Annotated in this window: 18 protein-coding genes; 17 read left to right on the top strand and 1 reads right to left on the bottom strand. The window is 66.3% G+C overall.

Going from position 1 to position 22,863, the window contains the following annotated elements; all coding sequences use genetic code 11:
• Positions 1–9: 9 nt before the first annotated feature.
• The 15 genes from ftsL (at position 10) to lpxC (ending at position 18,202) form a co-directional block, all read left to right on the top strand.
• A complete protein-coding gene (gene ftsL, locus A6M56_RS04550; protein ID WP_045785918.1) occupies positions 10–342 on the top strand; it encodes a cell division protein FtsL in 333 nt (110 codons plus the stop codon).
• Entirely contained in the window at positions 339–2,126 is a 1,788-nt protein-coding gene (locus A6M56_RS04555; RefSeq protein WP_045785919.1) for a peptidoglycan D,D-transpeptidase FtsI family protein, read from the top strand. Before ftsL ends, A6M56_RS04555 begins: the two co-directional genes overlap by 4 nt.
• A complete protein-coding gene (locus tag A6M56_RS04560) occupies positions 2,123–3,676 on the top strand; it encodes a UDP-N-acetylmuramoyl-L-alanyl-D-glutamate--2,6-diaminopimelate ligase (RefSeq protein ID WP_045785920.1) in 1,554 nt (517 codons plus the stop codon). Before A6M56_RS04555 ends, A6M56_RS04560 begins: the two co-directional genes overlap by 4 nt.
• Positions 3,673–5,112, top strand: a complete 1,440-nt coding sequence (locus A6M56_RS04565) for a UDP-N-acetylmuramoyl-tripeptide--D-alanyl-D-alanine ligase (RefSeq protein WP_102080135.1) — start codon at positions 3,673–3,675, stop codon at positions 5,110–5,112. The genes A6M56_RS04560 and A6M56_RS04565 overlap by 4 nt, the downstream gene beginning before the upstream one ends.
• A gap of 16 nt (positions 5,113–5,128) precedes the next feature.
• Positions 5,129–6,298 carry a phospho-N-acetylmuramoyl-pentapeptide-transferase gene (gene mraY / locus A6M56_RS04570; RefSeq protein WP_045785922.1) on the top strand — a complete coding sequence of 390 codons (1,170 nt, stop codon included), beginning with the start codon at positions 5,129–5,131 and terminating at the stop codon, positions 6,296–6,298.
• Between the two features lie 127 nt (positions 6,299–6,425).
• The gene (gene murD / locus A6M56_RS04575; RefSeq protein ID WP_180964261.1) at positions 6,426–7,925 is read left to right on the top strand and encodes a UDP-N-acetylmuramoyl-L-alanine--D-glutamate ligase; all 1,500 of its coding nucleotides are present in this window, start codon (positions 6,426–6,428) and stop codon (positions 7,923–7,925) included.
• Positions 7,922–9,163, top strand: coding sequence for a putative lipid II flippase FtsW (ftsW, locus tag A6M56_RS04580; RefSeq protein WP_045785924.1), 1,242 nt, complete (start codon positions 7,922–7,924; stop codon positions 9,161–9,163). Before murD ends, ftsW begins: the two co-directional genes overlap by 4 nt.
• Positions 9,160–10,248, top strand: a complete 1,089-nt coding sequence (gene murG, locus A6M56_RS04585) for an undecaprenyldiphospho-muramoylpentapeptide beta-N-acetylglucosaminyltransferase (protein ID WP_102080133.1) — start codon at positions 9,160–9,162, stop codon at positions 10,246–10,248. Before ftsW ends, murG begins: the two co-directional genes overlap by 4 nt.
• 20 nt (positions 10,249–10,268) lie before the next feature.
• Positions 10,269–11,684, top strand: a complete 1,416-nt coding sequence (murC, locus tag A6M56_RS04590; protein ID WP_045785926.1) for a UDP-N-acetylmuramate--L-alanine ligase — start codon at positions 10,269–10,271, stop codon at positions 11,682–11,684.
• 5 nt (positions 11,685–11,689) lie between these two features.
• A complete protein-coding gene (locus A6M56_RS04595; RefSeq protein ID WP_045785927.1) occupies positions 11,690–12,685 on the top strand; it encodes a D-alanine--D-alanine ligase in 996 nt (331 codons plus the stop codon).
• Between the two features lie 37 nt (positions 12,686–12,722).
• Positions 12,723–13,607, top strand: a complete 885-nt coding sequence (locus tag A6M56_RS04600) for a cell division protein FtsQ/DivIB (protein WP_045785928.1) — start codon at positions 12,723–12,725, stop codon at positions 13,605–13,607.
• Positions 13,604–14,836: a cell division protein FtsA gene (ftsA, locus tag A6M56_RS04605; protein WP_045785929.1), complete on the top strand. Its 1,233-nt coding sequence runs from the start codon at positions 13,604–13,606 to the stop codon at positions 14,834–14,836. The genes A6M56_RS04600 and ftsA overlap by 4 nt, the downstream gene beginning before the upstream one ends.
• A gap of 139 nt (positions 14,837–14,975) precedes the next feature.
• A complete protein-coding gene (gene ftsZ, locus A6M56_RS04610; RefSeq protein WP_045785930.1) occupies positions 14,976–16,175 on the top strand; it encodes a cell division protein FtsZ in 1,200 nt (399 codons plus the stop codon).
• A gap of 364 nt (positions 16,176–16,539) precedes the next feature.
• Positions 16,540–17,040 (top strand): peroxiredoxin, encoded by a 501-nt coding sequence (locus A6M56_RS04615; protein WP_045785931.1) that lies wholly within the window; start codon positions 16,540–16,542, stop codon positions 17,038–17,040.
• Positions 17,041–17,284: 244 nt separating this feature from the next.
• Positions 17,285–18,202 carry a UDP-3-O-acyl-N-acetylglucosamine deacetylase gene (lpxC, locus tag A6M56_RS04620; RefSeq protein WP_045785932.1) on the top strand — a complete coding sequence of 306 codons (918 nt, stop codon included), beginning with the start codon at positions 17,285–17,287 and terminating at the stop codon, positions 18,200–18,202.
• A 49-nt stretch (positions 18,203–18,251) separates the two neighbouring features.
• Here lpxC and A6M56_RS04625 read toward each other — a convergent pair whose 3' ends face one another.
• Positions 18,252–18,761 carry a DciA family protein gene (locus A6M56_RS04625; protein ID WP_102080132.1) on the bottom strand — a complete coding sequence of 170 codons (510 nt, stop codon included), beginning with the start codon at positions 18,759–18,761 and terminating at the stop codon, positions 18,252–18,254.
• Positions 18,762–18,829: 68 nt separating this feature from the next.
• Between A6M56_RS04625 and A6M56_RS04630 the strand changes: the two genes are divergently transcribed.
• Entirely contained in the window at positions 18,830–19,795 is a 966-nt protein-coding gene (locus tag A6M56_RS04630; protein ID WP_286757819.1) for a M23 family metallopeptidase, read from the top strand.
• 247 nt (positions 19,796–20,042) lie between these two features.
• A complete protein-coding gene (gene secA, locus A6M56_RS04635) occupies positions 20,043–22,847 on the top strand; it encodes a preprotein translocase subunit SecA (RefSeq protein ID WP_102080130.1) in 2,805 nt (934 codons plus the stop codon).
• The last annotated feature ends 16 nt before the right edge of the window (positions 22,848–22,863 follow it).

Genomic DNA, 22,863 nt, shown 5'->3' on the forward strand with positions numbered 1-22,863 from the left:
ACCCACGCCATGAACCGCCTGAACATGTTCCTGCTGACCGCGCTGGTGCTGTGTGCGCTGTCGCTGGTCAACGCACAGCATCAGGCGCGGCAACTGTTTGTCGCGCTCGACCGTGCGCAGGCGGAAGAGAAGCAACTGAATATCGACTGGTCGCGCCTGCAATATGAGCAGAGCGCACTGGGCAAGAGTGCTCGCATTGCCGACATTGCGAGCCGGCAATTGAAGATGGCGCCCGCGCAGGCGGGCCGCACGCAGTATCTGCAGGGGTTTGCCGATATGCCGACGACGGAGGCCTCCTCCGCAGCGGCCAGCGCGCCCACGGCTTCCGGAGTTCAGCCATGAGCGGTGCACGCAAACCTAACGGGACCACGGCGCGCGCGCGCCTGGGCCAGTTCTCGGCCAGCCCGGTGCTGGGGCTGCGCCTGCCGATGTGGCGCTCGAAACTCGTGGTGTTCCTGATGTTTGCCGCGTTCATGGCGTTGATCGGCCGTGCGCTGTGGATCCAGGGTCCGGGCAACCGGTTTTACGAGGCCGAGGGCAAGAAGCGCTTCCAGCGCACGCTGGAGCTGCCCGCCACGCGCGGCAAGATCCTTGATCGCAACGGCCTGGTGCTGGCCACCAGCCTGCCGGTCAAGGCCATCTGGGCCGTGCCGGAAGACGTGCCCAACAACGTGCCCGGCGAGGACATGAAGAAGCTCGCCAAGCTCCTTGATATGAGCCCGAAGGAGCTCGCCGGCAAGCTCGGTGAAGACAAGGGCTTCGTCTACCTCAAGCGCCAGGTGCTGCCTGAAGTCGCCGAGCAGATCGCCGCGCTCAAGATCGAAGGCATCTATCAGACGCGCGAGTACAAGCGCTTCTACCCCGAAGGCGAGGCGATGGCGCACATCGTCGGCTTCACGAACGTCGAGGACAAAGGCCAGGAAGGCGTGGAGCTGGCGCGCCAGGCCGAGCTCGCAGGGGCGGCTGGGCAGCGGCAGGTGATCAAGGATCGCCTGGGCCGCGTGGTGGAAGACGTGGGCGTGCTCAAGGCGCCGCGCGATGGGCACGACCAGACGCTTTCCATCGACGCCAAGATCCAGTACCTGACCTTCAACGAGATCAAGGCCGCGGTCGAGCGCACCCGCGCGAAGGCGGCCAGCGCCATCGTCCTCGATGCGCAGACCGGCGAAGTCCTGGCGCTGGCCAACTACCCGACCTACAACCCGAACGATCGCAGCCGCCTGTCGGGCGAGCAGCTGCGCAACCGCGTGCTGACCGACACCTTCGAGCCCGGCTCGATGATGAAGCCGATCACTATCAGCCTGGCGCTGCAACTCAAGCGCGTGACGCCCAACACGCTGGTGCAGACCAACGGCAAATACAGCTTCGAAGGCGCCACCATTTCCGACACGAGCAACTACGGCACGCTGACGGTCGCGCAGGTCATCCAGCACTCGAGCAACATCGGCACGACGAAGATCGCGATGCTGCTCAAGCCGCAGGAAATGTGGGACATGTTCACCAGCGTGGGCCTCGGTCAGGCGCCCAAGATCGGCTTCCCGGGCGCCGTGGCGGGACGGCTGCGGCCGGCGAACAAATGGCGCCGCATCGAGCAGGCGACCATGTCGTACGGCTACGGCCTGTCGGTGTCGCTGTTCCAGATCGCACACGCGTACACCATCTTCGCGCACGACGGCGAACTGATTCCGATCACGATGTATCGCACCAATGGCCAGCCGCCGCAGGGCGAGCGCGTGATCTCACCTGAGGTGGCGCGGCAGGTCCGCCAGATGCTCGAGACCGTCACGGCGCCCGGCGGCACCGCGCCGCAGGCCCAGGTGATGGGCTATCGCGTGGGCGGCAAGACCGGCACGGCGTGGAAGCATACCGGGCGCGGCTATGACCGCTCCAAGTATCGCGCCTCGTTCATCGGTCTGGCCCCGATGTCCAACCCGCGCATCATCGTGGCCGTGAGCGTGGACGAGCCCACGGTGGGCAACCGCTACGGCGGTGGCGCGGCCGGCCCGGTGTTCTCGCAGATCGTGGGGGGCACCTTGCGTGCGCTGAACGTCCCGCCCGATTCGCCTGTCCGCCAGCTCGTGATGACCCCGGACGTGCCGGAAGAACCGGTGGGGGGGTTGCAATGACGAGCCGTTCCACCACCGTGACTTCCGACCGCCCGCCCGTGGCCGTGCGTCTTGCGGCTGTTCTCGACTGGCTCCGCACGCAGGTGCCGGCCGGTGCCGACATCACCAGCGACACGCGCAAGCTCAAGACGGGCGATGTTTTCGTCGCGTATGTGCTCGGCAACGCGCGCCAGCGCGGCGACGGCCGACCGCACATCCCGCAGGCCATTGCGGCCGGGGCGTCTGCCGTGCTGGCCGAAGCGCACGGCTACGTGGTGCCCGCCGATGCGCCGGTGCGCATTCTGCCGGTGGATGGCCTGGCCGAGCTGGCCGGGCCGCTCGCTGCGCAATGGTATGGCGTGCCGGGCCCCGAGGCATTGCGTGTCATCGGCGTGACCGGCACCAATGGCAAGACGTCGTGCTCGCAATGGATCGCGCAGGCGCTCACCCGGCACGGCGAGCGCTGCGCAGTGGTGGGTACGCTGGGCACCGGGTTCGTCGATGCGCTGGTGGCCACGGGCTTCACCACGCCCGACGCCATTCAGCTGCAACACAGCCTGGCCGAGCTGCACCGGGCGGGCGCTCGCGCAATCGCCATGGAAGTCTCGTCGCACGGCCTGGAGCAGGGCCGCGTTGACGGTACGTATTTCGACATCGCGGTGTTCACCAACCTCACGCAGGATCACCTCGACTACCACGGCACGATGGCCGAATACGAACTTGCCAAGGCGCGCCTGTTCGGCTGGCCGGGTTTGCGGGCGGCCGTGATCAACCGGGACGATGCAGCAGGTGTGCGACTGCTGCGGAACGCGCGCGCCGACGTTGAAACCATCGAATACGGCATCGACGGCGATGCCGCTGCGCAGCACGGCGCCAAGCAGTGGCTGCGTGCCGCCAACGTGCGCGCGCACCGCACCGGTACGACGTTCGAGGTGGACGGCAGCTTCGGCCGCGCAACGGTGCATGCGCCCACTGTCGGTCTGTTCAACGTTTCGAACCTGCTGGCTGTGCTCGGCGCGTTACTGGCGGCCGGCGTGCCATGGCAGGACGCCATCGCGCGCATCGAAAAGCTCCAGCCCGTGAGCGGCCGCATGGAGCGCTTTGGCGGCGAGGACGGCCCGCTGGTGGTGGTCGACTACGCGCACACGCCCGATGCGCTCGAACAGACGCTGCGCGCGCTTGCGCCAATGACCGAGGCGCGCGGCGGCAAGCTGTGGGCCGTGTTCGGCTGCGGCGGCGACCGCGACCCCGGCAAGCGCCCGAAGATGGGCGCCATTGCAGAGCGGCTGGCGCAGCATGTCGTACTGACTTCCGACAACCCGCGCAGCGAAGATCCGCAGCACATCCTCGACGAGATTGCCGACGGCATGGACCACCCGAGCGCCGCCGCGCAGATCGAAGACCGCGCCGCCGCGATCCTGCACGCGGTGCGGCACGCCGATGCGCACGACGTGATCGTCGTGGCGGGCAAGGGGCATGAATCGACGCAGGAGATCGCCGGCCGCAAACGCCCGTTCTCCGATCAGGAACACGTGCGCTTGGCGCTGGCTGCCCGCGGGGTGAACGCATGAGCGCCGCCCAGACCGTGATGATGCACGCGACCGATGCCGCTTCCTGGATGGCGGGTGCCTACCTGGCCGGCCCCGATGCGGCCATCCTGCGCGTCACTACCGACAGCCGTACCGTGCAGCCCGGCGACCTGTTTGTCGCGCTGATCGGCGAACGGTTTGATGCCCACGACTTCCTGCCCGAAGTGGTGGCGCGCGGCGCGGCCGCCGTACTGGTGTCGCGCGCGCCGGCCGCCACGCTGGATATGTCGAACGTGGCCGTTCTGACGGTAGCCGATACGCGCGTCGGGCTCGGCGAGCTTGCAGCGGGCTGGCGCCGCCAGTTTCCGATTCCCGTGGTGGCCGTGACGGGCAGCAACGGCAAGACCACGGTCAAGGAGATGATCTCGGCCATCTTCGCGCACGCCGTGGGTGAAGACGCCCGCCTGGCAACCGCCGGCAATTTCAACAACGAGATCGGCCTGCCGCTCACGCTGTTCCGCCTGAACGCGCAACACAGGCTGGCGGTGCTCGAACTCGGCATGAACCACCCGGGTGAGACCGCCGTGCTGGCCGCCATCGCCCAGCCGACGGTGGCGATGATCAACAACGCGCAGCGCGAGCACCAGGAATTCATGGTGAATGTGCAGGCCGTGGCCGAAGAACACGCCGCCGTGCTGGCGGCGCTGCCGGCTGACGGCGTGGCGGTGTTCCCGCGCGACGCGGCCAACGGCGGTGAGTTTGCGCCGGTATGGCAGGCGGCTGCGGGTTCGCGTCGCGTGCTCGATTTCGGCATCGAGGCTGGCGCTGTGAAGGGCGCCGTCACCGATGCTGCCGACGGCCAGCGCATCGACGTGCAGGCCGAGGGGCAGCGCTTCGTCATCACGCTACCGCTGCTTGGGTTGCACAACGCGCGCAATGCACTGGCGGCAACGGCGTGCGCGCTGGCTGCCGGTGTGGCGCCCGAGGTCATCGTGCAGGCGCTCGGCAGCTTCGCGCCGGTCAAGGGGCGGCTGCAGCGCAAGCCGGGCGCACACGGCGGCCTCGTCATCGACGACACGTACAACGCGAATCCGGATTCGGTGCGCGCCGCGATCGAGGCGCTCATCACGCTGCCGGCGCCGCGCTGGCTGGTGCTCGGCGACATGGGCGAGGTTGGCGCGCAAGGGCCGGCATTCCACGCGGAGATCGGTGCCTATGCGCGTGAGCGCGGCATCGATGCGGTGCTGGCCACCGGCGAGCTTGCACGGCATACGGTCGACGCGTTTGGCGCGGGCGCACAGCATTTCGCGTCGGCCGAAGCGTTGATTGAACACGGTGTGCCGGCCATCGGGCCCGGTGCGACGGTATTGGTGAAGGGCTCGCGCTTCATGCGGATGGAACGCATTGTGGAAGCGCTGGTCTTGAAAGACCCGGCTGCAACATCGGCCGCCGGGTCTTCCACGCAACAGAAGCATTAAAGGGATGTAAGAACCCATGTTATTGGCATTGGCGCAGTGGCTGCAGAACGACTACGGCTTCCTGCGCGTTTTCAACTATCTGACGTTCCGGGCCGTGATGGCATCCCTCACGGCGCTGGTGATCGGCCTCGGGTTCGGGCCGTGGGTGATCCGTCGGCTGACGGAACTGAAAGTTGGCCAGGCCGTGCGCAGCTATGGTCCGCAGACGCACCTGGTCAAGGCCGGCACGCCGACCATGGGCGGCGTCCTGGTGCTCATCGGCATTGCGGTGTCCACGCTGCTGTGGGCCGACTGGGGCAACCGATTCATCTGGATCGTGCTGCTCGTCACGCTCGGCTACGGCGCTGTTGGCTGGGTGGATGACTACCGCAAGGTCGTGCACCGTGACCCGAAGGGCATGTCCTCGCGCGAGAAGTTCTTCTGGCAGACCGTGATCGGCCTGTTTGCCGCGGCGTACCTGGCGTTCTCGGTGTCCGAGACGAGCAACATGCGCGTGCTGGAGCTGTTCATGGAATGGGTGCGCAGCGGTCTGTCGCTGAACCTGCCGGCCAAGTCGCACCTGATCGTGCCGTTCTTCAAGGAAGTCAGTTACCCGCTCGGCGTGTTCGGTTTCATCGTGCTGACTTACCTCGTGATCGTCGGCTCGAGCAATGCGGTGAACCTGACGGACGGCCTCGACGGCCTCGTCATCATGCCGGTGGTGCTGGTCGGCAGCGCGCTGGGTGTGTTTGCTTACGTGATGGGCAGCGCGGTCTACAGCAAATACCTGCTGTTCCCGCATATTCCGGGCGCGGGTGAGCTGCTGATCTTCTGCTCGGCGATGGCCGGGGCGGGGCTCGCCTTCCTGTGGTTCAACGCGCATCCGGCGCAGGTGTTCATGGGCGACGTCGGCGCGCTGGCGCTGGGCGGGGCGTTGGGCACCATTGCCGTGATCGTCCGCCAGGAAATCGTGCTCTTCATCATGGGCGGCATCTTCGTGGCCGAAACGCTCTCGGTGATGCTGCAGGTGACGTGGTTCAAGTTCACGAAGAAGCGCTATGGCGAGGGTCGGCGCCTGTTCCGCATGGCGCCGCTGCATCACCATTTCGAGCTGGGCGGCTGGAAAGAGACGCAGGTGGTCGTGCGCTTCTGGGTCATCACCATGATGCTGGTGCTGATAGGCCTGTCGACGTTGAAGCTGCGGTGAGGGCGACATGACAGACACGATCGACATGGCCGAACCCGCCCGCCCCGACGACGACATGGATGTCGTCGCCACCACGCTCGACTCCACCGAGCCGACGCCGCCGGCTGAAACAGCGCAGGCGCCGCGCATGTTTGGCGAATTCGACGCGCCGTTCGTGCTGGTGCTCGGCCTGGGCGAGTCGGGCCTCGCCATGGCGCGCTGGTGCGCCCGCCACGGTGCGCGCGTGCGCGTGGCCGATACGCGCGAGACACCGGCCAACTTGCCGACCTTGCGCGCCCACGTGCCGGACGCCGAATTCGTGAGCGGCCCGTTTGTCGCATCGCTGCTGGAAGGCGTGACGCTGGTGGCGATCAGCCCCGGCCTGTCGCCGCTGGATGCGAACGTCGCTGCGCTGCTTGCCGCCGCCAGCGAACGCACGGTGCCCGTCTGGGGCGAGATCGAACTGTTTGCTCGCGCGCTGGCCGGCCTCAAGGCCGTGCAGGCCTACGCGCCGCGTGTGCTGGCCATCACGGGCACCAACGGCAAGACCACCACGACGGCGCTCACGGGCGCGTTGGCCCAACGTGCCGGCAAGACCGTCGGTGTGGCCGGCAACATCAGCCCCTCCGCGCTCGATAAGCTCAGCGAATGCATCGACGCAGGCGTGCTGCCCGACGTGTGGGTGCTCGAACTGTCCAGCTTCCAGCTCGAGACCACGCATACGCTGGATGCCGACGCCGCGACCATCCTCAACATCACGCAGGACCACCTTGACTGGCACGGCTCGATGGAAGCCTACGCCGCAGCCAAGGGCCGCATCTTCGGCGCCCGCACCGTGCGCGTGCTGAACCGGCAGGACGCCGGCGTGATGGCGTTCGCGAGCAAGCACGGCATCGACGTGACCTTTGGCACCGACGAGCCTGCTGCGCCCGATGCGCTTGGCCTGCTGCGCGAGGGCGGCATGCCGTGGATCGTGCTGGCCGAAGCCGAGGACGACGACCTTCCCAAGCCGGCACGCCGCAAGAAGGGCGACACGGCGCCCGCCGCGCCCGTGCCGGTCCGTCTCAAGCGCCTGATGCCGGCGGACGCACTGCGCATCCGCGGCCTGCATAACGCCACGAATGCGATGGCCGCACTCGCCCTGTGCCGTGCGATCGACCTGCCGGTGAGCGCACTGTTGCACGGCCTGCGCGATTACGTCGGCGAGCCGCACCGTGTTGAACTCATCGCCGCGTTCGATGACATCGAATTCTTTGACGACAGCAAGGGCACCAATGTCGGCGCAACGGTGGCGGCGCTGTCTGGCCTGTCCAAGCACGTCGTCCTGATTGCGGGCGGAGACGGCAAGGGCCAGGACTTTTCGCCGCTGGCTGCGCCCGTCGCGCAGTACGCGCGTGCGGTGGTGCTGATCGGCCGCGATGCGCCGCGAATCCGCGAGGCGCTGGCGGGTACCGGTGTCGCACTCATCGATGCACCCACGCTTGAGGCTGCCGTGAACCAGGCAGCCGCGCACGCCCAGCCCGGTGATGCCGTGCTGCTGTCGCCGGCCTGCGCGAGCTTCGACATGTTCCGCAACTACGAACATCGCGCGCAGGTGTTCCACGAAGCCGTGGTCGCGCTCGCCGCCGACCGGGGAGTGCTGCTATGAGCGACACCCAGATCAAGCGCAGCGGCTTCATCGGGGCGACCATCGGCAGCGCCTGGGGCGGGCTGCGCGACGCTGTTTCGGGCGTCAAGCCAACGCGCTCCAAGATGATGGAATACGACCAGCCGCTGATGTGGGTGGCGATCGTGCTGCTCGGCCTCGGGCTGGTGATGGTGTATTCGGCGTCGATTGCGCTGCCCGATTCACCGAAGTACGCCAACTATACGAATGGGCACTTCCTGACGCGCCACGCCTTCTCGCTGTTGATCGGCGTGATCGGGGCCGTGGTGGCATTCCAGATCCCAGTGAAGTTCTGGGACAAGTACGCGCCCAAGCTGTTCATCCTCGCGCTGGTCCTGCTGATCGTGGTGCTGATTCCGCACGTGGGCAAGGGCGTGAACGGCGCGCGGCGCTGGTTGCCGCTCGGCATCATGAACTTCCAGCCTTCCGAGCTGATGAAGCTGGCGGTCGTGCTGTACGCGGCCAATTACACCGTGCGCAAGCAGGACTGGATGCAGAGCGTGCGCAAGGGCTTCCTGCCGATGGGCGTGGCGGTGGCGTTCGTCGGTTCGCTGCTGCTGCTGGAGCCCGACATGGGCGCGTTCCTCGTGATTGCCGCCGTGGCCATGGGCATCCTGTTCCTGGGCGGCGTGAACGGCAAGCTGTTCGGCGGACTGGTGCTGACGGCCGTCTCGACGTTCTCGCTGCTGATCGTGGCATCGCCGTGGCGGCGCGAGCGCATCTTCGCGTACCTGAACCCGTGGCAAGAGGAATACGCGCAGGGCAAGGCGTACCAGCTGACGCACTCGCTCATCGCCTTCGGGCGCGGCGAGTGGACCGGCGTCGGCCTGGGCGGCAGCATCGAGAAGCTGCACTACCTGCCCGAAGCGCATACCGACTTCATCCTGGCCGTGATCGGCGAGGAGCTCGGTTTTGTCGGCGTGCTGATCGTGATCCTGCTGTTCTACTGGATGGTGCGCCGCGCGTTCGAGATCGGCCGCACCGCGCTGCAGCTCGACCGCACGTTCGCCGGGCTGGTCGCCAAGGGGCTGGGCATCTGGATCGGCTGGCAGGCGTTCATCAACATGGGCGTGAACCTCGGTCTGCTGCCGACCAAGGGCCTGACGCTGCCGATGGTCAGCTACGGCGGCTCGGGCATCCTGATGAACTGCGTGGCGCTCGCGCTGCTGCTGCGCATCGACTATGAAAACCGCGTGCTGATGCGTGGGGGCAAGGTATGACGGTCGGCACGCCATCGCGCACGCTCCTCGTCATGGCCGGCGGTACGGGCGGCCACATCTTCCCCGCGCTGTCGGTCGCCAAGCTGCTGGCCGCGCGTGGCTGGAAGGTGGTTTGGCTGGGCAACGCGAACGGCATGGAAGGCCAGCTTGTGCCCAAGCACGGCTTTCCGCTGGAGTCGGTGCAGTTTGGCGGTGTGCGCGGCAAGGGTCTCGTCACCAAGTTTCTGCTGCCGCTCAATCTGCTGCGCGCGTTCTGGCAAAGCCTCGGCGTCGTGCGCCGCGTGCGTCCGAACGTGGTGCTCGGCATGGGCGGCTATATTACCTTCCCGGGCGGCATGATGAGCGTGCTGCTGGGCCGCCCGCTCGTGCTGCACGAGCAGAATTCGATTGCCGGTCTCGCCAACCGCGTGCTGGCGCGTGTGGCGGATCGCGTGCTGTGCGCCTTCCCTAACGCGCTGGCCGGTGCCGAATGGGTCGGCAACCCGATCCGCGCGGACCTGGCAGCGCTGTCGTCGCCGCAGGCGCGCTATGCGGAGCGCACCGGCCCGCTGCGCGTGCTGGTGGTGGGCGGCAGCCTCGGGGCGGCGGCCCTGAACGACGTGGTACCGAAGGCGATGGCGCTGCTGCCGGCCCACACGCGCCCGATCGTCATCCACCAGGCCGGCGCCAAGCAGATCGACACGCTGCGCGCGAACTACGCCGCAGCGGGCATCGACGAGGCCCACGCGCATGCCGTCCCGTTCATCGACGATATGGCGGCCGCCTATGCGCATGCCGATCTCGTGATCTGCCGCGCGGGCGCCATGACCGTCTCCGAAGTGGCCGCGGCCGGTGTCGCTGCGCTGTTCGTTCCGTTCCCGCATGCAGTGGACGACCACCAGACCACCAACGCGCGGTTCCTTTCCGAACGCGGCGCGGCCTTGCTGGTGCCCCAGCCGGAACTGAGTCCGGCGTCGCTGGCAGATACACTCGCGCACCTGACGCGTGCCCAATTGGCCGATATGGCGGCCAAGGCACGCGAGCAGGCGAGGCCGGAAGCGGCCGAGCGGGTTGCCGACGTGTGTGTCGCCGTAAGCCGCACATAGGGGCATAGGAAAGAATCGATATGAAGCACATTGTCAAAAACATCCATTTCGTGGGCATCGGCGGGGCCGGCATGAGCGGCATCGCCGAGGTGCTGCTGAACCTGGGCTACCGCGTGACGGGCTCGGACCTGGGCAGCAGCGCGACCACGCAGCGCCTGGCATCGCTGGGCGCGACCATCATGCAGGGCCATGCGCCGGAACACATCGTCGGCGCGAATGCCGTGGTGGTATCGACCGCCGTGCGCGGCGACAACCCGGAAGTCCTGGCCGCACGCGCCAAGCGCATTCCGATCGTGCCGCGCGCCGTGATGCTGGCCGAACTGATGCGTCTGAAGCAGGGCATCGCGATTGCCGGCACGCACGGCAAGACGACGACCACGAGCCTCGTTGCCTCCGTGCTGGCCGAGGGCGGCCTCGATCCGACCTTCGTGATCGGCGGGCGCCTCAATTCTGCCGGCGCCAACGCACGGCTTGGCACGGGCGATTTCATCGTCGCCGAGGCGGACGAATCCGACGCGTCGTTCCTGAACCTGTTCCCCGTGATCGAAGTCATCACCAACATCGATGCCGACCACATGGACACCTACGGGCACGACTTCGCGCGGCTGAAGCAGGCGTTCATCGAGTTCACGCATCGCCTGCCGTTCTACGGCATCGCGGTGCTGTGCGTGGATGATCCGAACGTGCGCGAGATCCTGCCATTCGTCTCCAAGCCCGTCGTGCGCTATGGCTTCGCCGAAGACGCGCAGATTCGTGCCGTCAACGCGCGCGCCGTCGATGGCCGCATGGAATTCACCGTCATCCGGCAGCTCAACGGCCACGCCGAGCCGCCGCTGGCGATCACGCTGAACCTGCCGGGCATGCACAACGTGCAAAACGCGCTGGCTGCGATCGCCATCGCCACCGAGCTGGAAGTGCCCGACGAGGCCATCGTCAAGGCGCTGGCCGAGTTCAACGGCGTGGGCCGCCGCTTCCAGCGTTACGGCGAAGTGCCGACCGCCGACGGCAAGGGCACCTTCACGCTCATCGACGACTACGGTCACCACCCGGTCGAGATGGCCGCCACGCTGGCCGCTGCACGTGGCGCGTTCCCCGATCGACGCCTCGTGCTGGCGTTCCAGCCGCACCGCTTCACGCGCACGCGGGATTGCTTTGAAGACTTCGTGAAGGTGCTCGGCACGGTGGATGCGCTGCTGCTGGCCGAGGTCTATGCCGCTGGCGAGCCGCCTATCGTGGCGGCCGACGGTCGCTCGCTCACGCGCGCGCTGCGTGTAGCCAACAAGGTCGAGCCCGTATTCGTGGAACAGATTGAAGACATGCCGCAAGCGATCCTCGATGCGGCACAGAACGGCGACGTGGTCATCACCATGGGCGCAGGGTCCATCGGCCAGGTGCCCGGCCAGGTCGCCGCGCGTCAGGCAGGAGCACGGGCATGACGACTATGACGACCGGTCCGTTCGTTGCGCATCCGGCCATCGATCCGAAAGCCCTCGGCAAGGTGGGCGTCCTGCTGGGCGGCCGTTCTGCCGAGCGTGAAATCTCGCTGCTGTCGGGCAAAGGCGTGCTGGCGGCGCTGCGTTCGCGTGGCGTCGACGCGCATCCGTTTGATCCGGGCGTGCAGCCGGTGGCCGACCTCGCCAAACAGGGTTTCGACCGCGTGGTGATCTCGCTGCACGGCCGCTTTGGAGAAGACGGCACGATCCAGGGCCTGCTCGAGCAGTTTGGCATTCCGTACACCGGTAGCGGCGTACTCGCGTCTGCGCTGGCGATGGACAAGGAAGCCACCAAGCGCCAATGGCAGACGCATGGCCTGCCGACGCCCGACTTCGTCATGCTGCACGCAGACGCCGACTGGCAAGCCGTGGCCGACCGGCTTGGCCTGCCGCTGATCGTCAAGCCCGCGCGTGAAGGTTCGTCGATCGGCCTGACGAAGGTGACGAACGTGGCTGAACTGCCTGCCGCCTACGAGAAGGCCGCGCGCCTGGACCGCGACGTGATGGCCGAGCAATTCATCGACGGCGACGAGCTGACCTGCCCCGTCATCGGCGAGGGTGAGAGCGCCACGGCGCTGCCGCTCATCCGCATCGTCGCGCCGCAGGCCAACTACGACTACCAGAACAAGTACTTCACCGACGACACGCGCTACGAGTGCCCCGCACCGATTCCCGCCGATGTGGCCGCACGCGTGCAGGCGCTGGTGGTGCAGGCGTATCGCGGGCTGGGGTGCCGCGGTTGGGGCCGCGCCGACATCATGCTGCGCAAGTCCGACAACGCGCCGTTCCTGCTGGAGATGAATACGTCGCCGGGCATGACCGGCCATTCGCTGGTGCCGATGGGCGCGCGCGCCGCGGGCATCAGCTACGAAGACTTCGTGCTGCAGCTGGCGGCCTCCGCATCGCTGGAGCTGCACGCGAGCAGCGACTGGAAACCTGAATAACCGACCAAACGTCAGCCAAACCGGATAGCACAACGTTATGTGGCACAACACCCGTCTCCTCAATACCGTCGCGACCGCGCTGTATGCGCTGCTCGCGCTGGCGGCATTGGGCGTGGGGGCGATGTGGCTGATACAGCGTCCGATGTTCCAACTGCAGCACGTGCGCGTGATGCCGATGGCCGGCAGCGAGCTGCGCCATGTGAACGTGCCCAGCGTGCGCGCGAATGCGCTGGTGAAGCTGCGGGGCAACTTCTTCACGCTGAACCTCGACGAGGCGCGTGCCGCGTTCGAGTCGGTGCCGTGGGTGCGGCGTGCGAGCGTGCGCCGCGTGTGGCCGAACGGGTTGCTGGTGGAAGTGCAGGAGCACGAAGCACTCGGCACCTGGGGCGGCAATGAGTCCGGCAAGCTGGTCAACACGTATGGCGAAGTGTTCGTCGCCAACCTGGCCGAAGCCGAGGACGACACCGATCTCGTCGCGCTGGCCGGGCCGGAGGGGACCGAGCAGGACGTGGTCGACAAGCTGGAAACGATGACCGAGTGGTTCAAGCCGCTGAATGCCGAGCCGGTGAGCGTGACGCTGACAGATCGCTACGCCTGGCGTGCCAGGCTGTCCAACGGCACGGTCGTCGAGTTCGGCCGGGAGTTGAATGACGATGACCGCAGCGCGCTGGCTGCGCGTGCCCGCCGCTTCGTGCGCGCGTGGCCGCAGGTGACGCAGCGCTGGGGCGGTCAGATCGAATACGCCGATCTGCGCTACCCAAACGGGTTCGCAGTTCGGGCGGCGGGTGTGCGCTTCCTGACCGATGCGCAGGCTGCGGTGCTGGCCAAGGGGGGCAAGCTGCCCAGCACCGGCAATGCTGCAAAGAAGACGAATGCAGCGGCCAACAACAAAGCAACGCGAAGCACAGAGAAAACGCGATGAGCAAGGAATACAAGGATCTTCTGGTCGGGCTGGATATCGGCACCTCCAAGGTGGTGGCGGTGGTGGCCGAGTTGCGTCCCGACGGCGCCTACGAGGTCATCGGCATGGGCCAGACCGAATCGAAGGGGCTGAAGAAGGGCGTGGTGGTCAACATCGAGGCGACCGTCCAGTCGATCCAGAAGGCGCTCGAAGAAGCGGAGCTGATGGCCGACTGCAAGATCAGCGAGGTCTTCACGGGCATCGCCGGCAGCCATATCCGCAGCTTCAACTCCAGCGGCATGGTGGCGATCAAGGACAAGGAAGTCACCTCCACCGACGTCGCGCGCGTGATCGAGACCGCCAAGGCCGTCAACATCCCGACCGACCAGCAGATCCTGCACATCCTCACGCAGGAATTCATCATCGACGGCCAGGAAGACGTGCGCGAGCCGATCGGCATGAGCGGCATCCGGCTCGAGGTGAAGGTGCACATCGTGACCGGCGCGGTGAGCGCGGCACAGAACATCGTGAAGTGCGTGCGCCGTTGCGGGCTCGAAGTGCATGACCTGATCCTGCAGCCGCTCGCCTCGAGCCTGGCGGTGCTGACCGAAGACGAGAAGGAACTCGGCGTCGTGCTGGTCGACATCGGCAGTGGCACGACCGACATCGCCATTTTCAGCGAAGGCGCGATCCGCCACACGGCCGTGATCCCCATCGCCGGCGACCAGATCACCAACGACATCGCCATGGCCCTGCGCACGCCCACGCCGGACGCCGAGGACATCAAGATCCAGTACGGCATCGCCAAGCAGGTATTGGCCGATCCGGACGAGATGATCGATGTGCCGGGCGTCGGCGACCGCGGCCCTCGCACGCTGAGCCGCCAGGCGCTGGCCGCCGTGATCGAGCCGCGCGTGGAAGAGCTGTTCTCGCTCGTGCACCAGGTGGTGCGCGAATCCGGCTACGAGGAGCTGCTCTCCAGCGGCGTGGTCCTCACCGGCGGTACGGCAATGATGCCGGGCATGGTCGAGCTTGGCGAAGACATGTTCCTGAAGCCGGTGCGCGTGGGCGTGCCCGAGTACCGCGGCAATCTGCACGAAGTCGTGAAGAGCCCGCGTTACGCCACGGTGATGGGCCTGTTGCAGGAAGGCCGCGTGCAGCGCATGCGTGGCCGCAAGGTGGTGGTGCAGTCCGGTTCGGTCAAGCAGATCTGGACGCGCATGAAGGAATGGTTCATCGGCAATTTCTAGGCGCGTGTGCGCTCAGGGTTGGCGATGTGCTCCCCGGGGGAGCAAGTGGGTTTCTTGTTTTTGATGTTTTTCGTTCAGGAACCAGGAGTTGCGGCGGGGAGGCTGCATCGTCTGGGACTGATCACTTCTGGAGGCAATGATGGACTTTGACATGATCGAAACGGAAATGCAGGACGGCACCATCATCAAGGTGGTCGGCGTCGGTGGTGCGGGCGGGAACGCCGTGCAGCACATGATCAACCGCGGCGTGCAAGGCGTGGAATTCATCTGCATGAACACCGATGCGCAGGCGCTCAAGCGCTCGACCGCATCGCGCGTGCTGCAGCTGGGCAACACGGGCCTGGGCGCGGGCGCCAAGCCCGAGGTCGGCAGGCACTGCGCAGAAGAAGCCCGTGAGCAGATTGCTGACGCACTGCGCGGCGCACACATGGTGTTCATCACCGCCGGCATGGGCGGCGGCACGGGCACGGGCGCCGCTCCGGTCGTCGCACAGATCGCCAAGGAGATGGGCATCCTGACCGTGGGCGTGGTCTCCAAGCCGTTCGATTTTGAAGGCGCACGCCGCGCCAAGGTGGGCGAGTCGGGCGCCAACGAACTGGAAGGCAACGTCGATTCGTTGATCGTCGTGCTCAACGAGAAGCTCTTCGAAGTCATGGGCGACGACGCCGAGATGGACAAGTGCTTCCAGTGCGCCGACGACGTGCTGCACAACGCCGTGGCCGGCATCGCCGAAATCATCAACGTCGATGGCCTGGTGAACGTCGACTTTGAAGACGTGAAGACGGTGATGGGCGAACAGGGCAAGGCGATGATGGGCACGGCTACCGTGTCCGGCGTCGACCGCGCACGCCTGGCTGCCGAGCAGGCCGTGGCCAGCCCGCTGCTGGAAGGCGTGGACCTGTCGGGCGCACGCGGCGTGCTGGTCAACATCACGGCCAGCCGCTCGCTCAAGCTGTCCGAGACCAAGGAGGTGATGAACACCATCCGCAGCTATGCCGCGGAAGATGCCACCGTCATTTTCGGTACGGTCTACGACGACGCCATGGGCGATGCGCTGCGCGTAACGGTCGTGGCCACGGGCCTGGGCCGCGCCAACCGGAACAAGCAGCAACAGCAGCAGACGATGACCCTGCTCAAGACCGGTACCGACAACCAGCCGGTGGCCTTCGGCGGCGGCGCCGGCCATTCGGTGGCGGCCGCGCCGGACTACAGCAACTTCGACACCCCGGCTGTGTGGCGCAGTTCGCGTGAGTCGGCATCGGCCCACGTGGCGGCACTGCAAGAGAAGGGCGTCGACACGTACGACATTCCGGCCTTCCTGCGCAAGCAGGCGGACTGATCCGGCACGTTGGCAGGATAGGTAGCGCCCGCGCACGTCAGGCTGCTTGCGGCACGCCGCGCTGCGTGCGGTTCACGGCTCCCCTCCGTGACCGCCGTCGTGTGGTGGATCGCTGCTCGCCGGCCGACAGCGCGCGACGCCACGGACACAGTCGTTGCCGCCGGGTGGGTTGGCCTCTGGCCGCCTCCCCGGAAGGGTCCAGCCCGCCCGGTGGGTGTGCCCGTTCGTCGCGTAGCGCGCGGTCTCCCGTCCTGCCTGCTGCCGCGTGATGTCGTTGTCTCCCAAGACCGCCCGCGTGAGTCGCTCTCGCGCGGGCGGTCTCGTTCTATGATCGCGCTATCCGCGCATACGCTTTCCGACCAACATGATCCAGCCTGGCCAACCGCTGCCCGACGCGACGCTCTACGAGTTCTTTGAGGTGGAAAAGGACGGCTGCGCGCTCGGACCGAACGCGTTTTCCGTGTCGCTGCTGGCCGAAGGCAAGACGATCGTCGTCTTTGGCCTGCCGGGCGCCTTTACGCCGACGTGCTCGGCGCGTCATGTGCCCGGTTACCTCGAGCACTTCGATGCCCTGCGCGCCAAGGGTGTCGACGAAATCTGGTGCGTGTCGGTCAACGACGCCTTCGTGATGGGCGCCTGGGCGCGCGCGCAGGGCACGGACGGCAAGATCCGCATGCTCGCCGACGGCAGCGCGGAGTTCACGCGCAAGCTGGGGCTGGAGCAAGATCTTTCCCAGCGCGGCATGGGCATCCGGTCACTGCGCTATGCGATGGTCGTGAGAGACGGTGTGGTAACTGCGCTACAGGTCGAGGCGCCCGGGCAGTTCGCCGTCAGCAGCGCCGAAGCGGTCCTCGCGATACTCTGACGCCACACCCGGATCTCCCCCAAATGGCGGAGCACCGCCGCCATCCGGCACCGCCTCTACGCTGAGAAGACCCGGGCGCCGAATCTGCGTGCACTAAGGTTGAGAGGCCTGTGTGCACGCCTAACATCCCGATACAAAAGTCGTTTTGAAGGCAGGGATGTGAAAATGGTATGCTTAGGGTTATCACCTATGCGGACTGCATAGATAAAAACAATCGTAGGAATTTCGTGAGTTGAGGGCGGCCATGTTGAAACAACGCACCATCAAGTCCCTCGTCAAGACCGTCGGCATCGGGTTGCACTCGGGCCGCAAGGTGACGTTGACGTTGCGCCCGGCAGCCGCAGGCACCGGCATCGTTTTCACGCGCGTGGACCTGGACCCGGCCGTCGAGATTCCCGCCACCGCCAGCGCCATCGGCGATACGCGCCTCGCTTCCGTGCTGCAGAAGGACGGCGCCCGCGTGTCGACCGTCGAACACTTGATGTCGGCCTGTGCCGGCCTCGGCATCGACAACCTGTACGTGGATGTCGACGCGGAGGAAATCCCAATCATGGACGGCAGCGCGGCCTCGTTTGTGTTCCTGCTGCAGTCGGCCGGTATCGAGGAGCAGGGGGCGGCCAAGCGCTTCATCCGCGTGACCAAGCCCGTCGAAATCCGTGACGGCGACAAGCTCGCCCGGCTCGACCCGTACTTCGGCTTCAAGCTGTCGTTCACGATCGAGTTTCGCCACCCCGCCGTCGACAAGACCGGCCAGACGTTCGAAATCGACTTTGCCGACACGAGCTACACGCGTGAAATCGCCCGCGCCCGTACGTTCGGCTTTGCGCACGAAGTCGAGATGCTGCGCGAGGTCGGTCTGGCACGCGGCGGTAGTCTGGACAATGCCATCGTGCTCGACGAGCACCGCATGCTCAACAACGATGAGCTGCGCTACGGCGACGAGTTCGTCCGCCACAAGATCCTTGATGCGATCGGCGATCTGTACGTGGTCGGCCATCCGCTGATCGCGGCGTACACGGCGCACAAGTCGGGGCACGGGTTGAACAATGCGCTGCTGCGCGCGCTGCTGGCCGACGAAACCGCCTATGAGATCGTGACGTTCGACAAGGCGGAAGAGGCGCCGCGCGCGTTCCTGCCGCAGTTGCAACCGGCGTTCTCCTGATCCACTGCGGTCGCGACGACGAAAATAAAGCGCCCTGCGGGGCGCTTTTCTATTTGGACGCGGTATGCCGCGCGACCATCTCGGCCAGCGCCTGTCGCAGCGGGGAGTCGGGCAGCTCGTTCGCCAGGGCGGCCAGGCTGTTGAGCCCAACTGCGGTCATCTTGGCGCGTTTAGGCGGCTTTTCGGTCTCTTGTGGCCATAAACTGTCCCGGCCCCCCTGCGGTTGTACCCGCACCCGAATTGCGGTAATCTGCGATCCCCGGCGCTGCAGACGCTCCAGCAAGGTGGGCACCACCTGCCGTAGGCGCGCCGCTGCCGCACTATGTGCGGCGAGCAACACCAGAGTCGCTTCCCGGCTGTCGCGTGCATCGTTCTTGATACCGCCGATGGCCACGCCGCCGCCCAGTCCGGGCGGCAACAGCGACAACACCTCCGCTTCCAACGACGCCAATTGTCTGGCCGCCTGCATCAGCGGGCCGACCGAACCGGCACCCGAGAGCCAGTCCTGGACCGGTTTTGCCACGAGTGTCTTGAGAGCGGGATGAACGAAGATTCGCATGCCGGCATTGTAGGGCGCCTGACCGCGCTTTCGTGTCGTCGGGCGGCTTTTTTGTCCGGAAAAGAGCAATGCAGATCATCCTGATTCATCCGCGCAAGGCGGGCGCGGTGCACCTGTCGCGACGCGGGGTCTTCGTGGCCATTGGGGCGGCGCTGCTGACCGTGGCGGCGCTGTCTGTCGGCGGAACATGGCTGGCTGCCAAGCAGGGCCTGCTGCCCGGAGCCAGCGCTTCGGCCACGGCCGCTGCGGACCCGCGCATCACCCGCGAAAACCTCAACCTCATGGCCGCGCGCATCGGCGAGATGCAGGCGCAGATCGCGCGCCTCGATGCGCTGGGCGCCCGCGTGTCGGGTCTGGCCGGGGTGCCGCCGCGCGAATTCAACTTCAAGTCGCAGCCGGGCCGCGGTGGTCCGGAGGGCGCGTTCTCCCGGCCGATGTCGATGCCCGAGATCCAGTCGGAGCTGGATCGGCTGACGCGCTCGGCCGATCAGCGCAACGACTACCTCAGTGTGCTCGAAAGCACCCTGATGGACCGCCAGATCCACGCCAAGCTGATGCCGACCGTACGCCCGGTCGCCACGGGCTACGACTCGTCCGGCTTTGGTGTGCGGATCGATCCGTTCACCGGCCGGCGCACGCAGCATGATGGCGTGGACTTCGTCGGCCCGGTCGGTACGCCGATCGTGGCGGCCGCCGGCGGGGTGGTGGTGGCCAGCGAGTTCCATCACGAATACGGCAACATGATCGACATCGACCACGGCAACGGCCTGAAGACGCGCTACGCGCATGCGTCGAAGGTGTTCGTCAAGGTCGGTGACATCGTCAAGGCCGGCGAGCGCATCGCGCTGATCGGCCGCACGGGCCGCGCAACGGGCCCGCACCTGCATTTCGAGGTGCACGTCAACGACGTGCCGCAGAATCCGGTGGCGTTCCTGGAAAACGCCGGTCAGCCGAAGATGGCAGTCAACAAGGCGCCGGCGCCATCCGTGGCGGCCGCCGATATCGGCAAGAGCATGGCGGCTGCGGGCCACTGATCGGGCCCGGGTTGCAATCGGGGGCGCCCGTCCCCAATTCAGCGTGATTGTGTGCCGGTCCGGCGCGGTGGACGCTGCACCAAAGTGCGGCGTTCCTGCCACATCGGGCCGGCCTCCCGCCATCAAGCGGGTGTTGTGCACATGCTAAACTCCCGCCTTTGCGCCAACCCTTTTCGGGCCGTTGCGCTGCCTGGTTTCGCGGTATTTCGCGAAGCGGTTTCGGGTGGCTCGCCGGCCCTCGCCATCGATGATCACGGGCCTTCTCAAGAAGATTTTCGGCAGCCGCAATGAGCGGCTGATCAAACAGTACCGCCGCAAGGTGGCGCAGATCAATGCGCTCGAGCCCAAGTTCGAAGCGCTTTCCGATGCCGAACTGCAGGCCAAGACCGAAGAATTCCGCCAACGTTTTGCCAAGGGCGAGACGCTGGATGCGCTGTTGCCCGAAGCGTTTGCCGTGTGCCGCGAGGCCAGCAAGCGCGTGATGAAGATGCGGCACTTCGACGTCCAACTGATCGGCGGCATGGTGCTGCACGACGGCAAGATCGCCGAAATGCGCACGGGTGAAGGCAAGACGCTGACCGCCACGCTGCCGGTGTACCTGAACGCCATCTCCGGCCAGGGCGTGCACGTCGTCACGGTCAATGACTACCTCGCCCAGCGCGACGCCGAGTGGATGGGCCGCCTGTACAACTGGCTGGGCCTGTCGGTGGGGGTCAACCTGACCACCATGGACCACGACCAGAAGCAGGCTGCCTACGCGGCGGACATCACCTACGGCACGAACAACGAGTTCGGCTTCGACTACCTGCGCGACAACATGGTCTACGACGCCGGCCAGCGCGTGCAGCGTCCGCTTAACTACGCCATCGTCGACGAGGTGGATTCGATCCTGATCGACGAAGCGCGTACGCCGCTGATCATCTCGGGCCAGGCCGAAGACCATACTGACCTGTACCGTCGCATGAACAGCATCCCGGCGCAGCTGACCCGCCAGATCGGCGAAGAGAAGGCGGATGGCACGGGCGTCGAGAAGCCGGGCGACTACTACGTCGACGAAAAATCGCATCAGGTCTACCTGACCGAGTCGGGCCACGAGAAGGCCGAGCAGATCCTGCTGCAGGCGGGCCTGATCGGCGAGGGCGAATCGCTCTACGCGCCGCAGAACATCACGCTGATGCACCACCTGTACGCCGCCCTGCGCGCGCACAGCCTGTTCTTCCGCGACCAGCACTACGTGGTGCAGAACGGCGAAGTGGTGATCGTCGATGAATTCACCGGCCGCCTGATGACGGGCCGCCGCTGGTCCGACGGCCTGCACCAGGCCGTGGAAGCCAAGGAAGGCGTGCAGATCCAGCAGGAAAACCAGACGCTGGCGACCATCACGTTCCAGAACTACTTCCGCATGTACGGCAAGCTGGCCGGCATGACCGGCACGGCGGATACGGAAGCGTACGAATTCCAGGAGATCTACGGGCTGGAAACGGTGGTGATCCCGACCAACCGTCCGCCGCAGCGCAAGGACTTGCAGGACCAGATCTACAAGACCTCGAAGGAGCGTTACGACGCCGTCATCCGGGATATCCGCGACTGCTACGAGCGCGGTCAGCCGGTGCTGGTCGGCACGACCTCCATCGAAAACTCCGAGCTGCTGTCGAACCTGCTCACGCAGGCCAAGCTGCCGCACCAGGTGCTCAACGCCAAGCAGCACGCGCGTGAGGCGGAGATCATCGCGCAGGCCGGCCGGCCCAAGATGATCACCATTGCCACCAACATGGCGGGCCGCGGCACCGACATCGTGCTGGGCGGCAACGTGGAGAAGCAAGCCGGCTTCGTGATGGCCGACGCATCGCTTTCCGACGAAGAAAAGGCGGCGCGCGTGAAGCAGCTGCAGGATGAGTGGCAATCGCTGCACGAGCAGGTGAAGGCTGCTGGCGGCCTGCACATCATCGGCACCGAGCGCCATGAGTCGCGCCGGATCGACAACCAGCTCCGTGGCCGTGCCGGCCGCCAGGGTGACCCGGGTTCGTCGCGCTTCTATCTGTCGCTGGACGATCAGCTGCTGCGCATTTTCGCGGGCGACCGCGTGCGCGCCATCATGGACCGCCTGAAGATGCCCGAGGGCGAGCCGATCGAAGCCGGCATCGTCACGCGCTCGATCGAATCGGCGCAGCGCAAGGTGGAAGGCCGCAACTTCGACATCCGCAAGCAGCTGCTGCAATACGACGACGTTGCCAACGACCAGCGCAAGGAAATCTACAAGCTGCGTAACGAGATTCTCGAAGCGCAGGATGTGGGTGAGCTCGTCAAGAACCTGCGCGAGTCCGTGTTCACGGAACTCTTCCGCACGTATGTGCCGGCCGAGACCATGGAAGAGCAGTGGGATGTCGCCGGTCTGGAGAAGACGCTGCGCGAAGACTGGGGCGTCGATCAGCCGCTGGTGAAGACGCTGGAAGCGGCCCAGTCGATCGAAGACGAAGACCTGCTGAAGATGGTGCTGGACGCCGCCGAAGCCGTGTACGAAGGCAAGGTCGCGCAGGTTGGCCGCGAGTCTTTTGCCGGCTTTGAGCGCTCGGTGATGCTGCAGAGCCTTGATACGCACTGGCGCGAGCACTTGGCCGCGCTCGACATGCTGCGCCAGGGCATCCACCTGCGCGGCTATGCGCAGAAGGATCCGAAGCAGGAATACAAGCGCGAGTCGTTCGAGCTGTTCGGTCGCCTGCTCGACACGATCCGCAACGAAGTCACCCGCATCATCTTTACGGTGCGCATCCAGTCGCAGGAAGAACTGGAGCAGGCTTCGGAGCAGATCGAGGAAGACCTGTCCGCGTTGAGCAACGTGCAGTACAAGCATGACGAGTTCAACGAGCTGGCCGAAGTGGCCGCCGGCGATGCCGAGATGCATGGCGCCACGCCGGCAATGGCCGCCCCGCGCTCCGCGGCCTCCGCCGCCGCTGCGGCCCTGGCAGGCGAGGTGCCGAAGGTCGGCCGCAACGACCCGTGCCCGTGCGGCTCGGGCAAGAAGTACAAGCAGTGCCACGGCAAGCTGGTCTGATGTGATCGACCGCGCC

The sequence above is a fragment of the Ralstonia sp. RL genome (genome assembly GCF_001683835.1).
GTDB classification, from domain to species: Bacteria; Pseudomonadota; Gammaproteobacteria; order Burkholderiales; family Burkholderiaceae; genus Ralstonia; species Ralstonia mannitolilytica.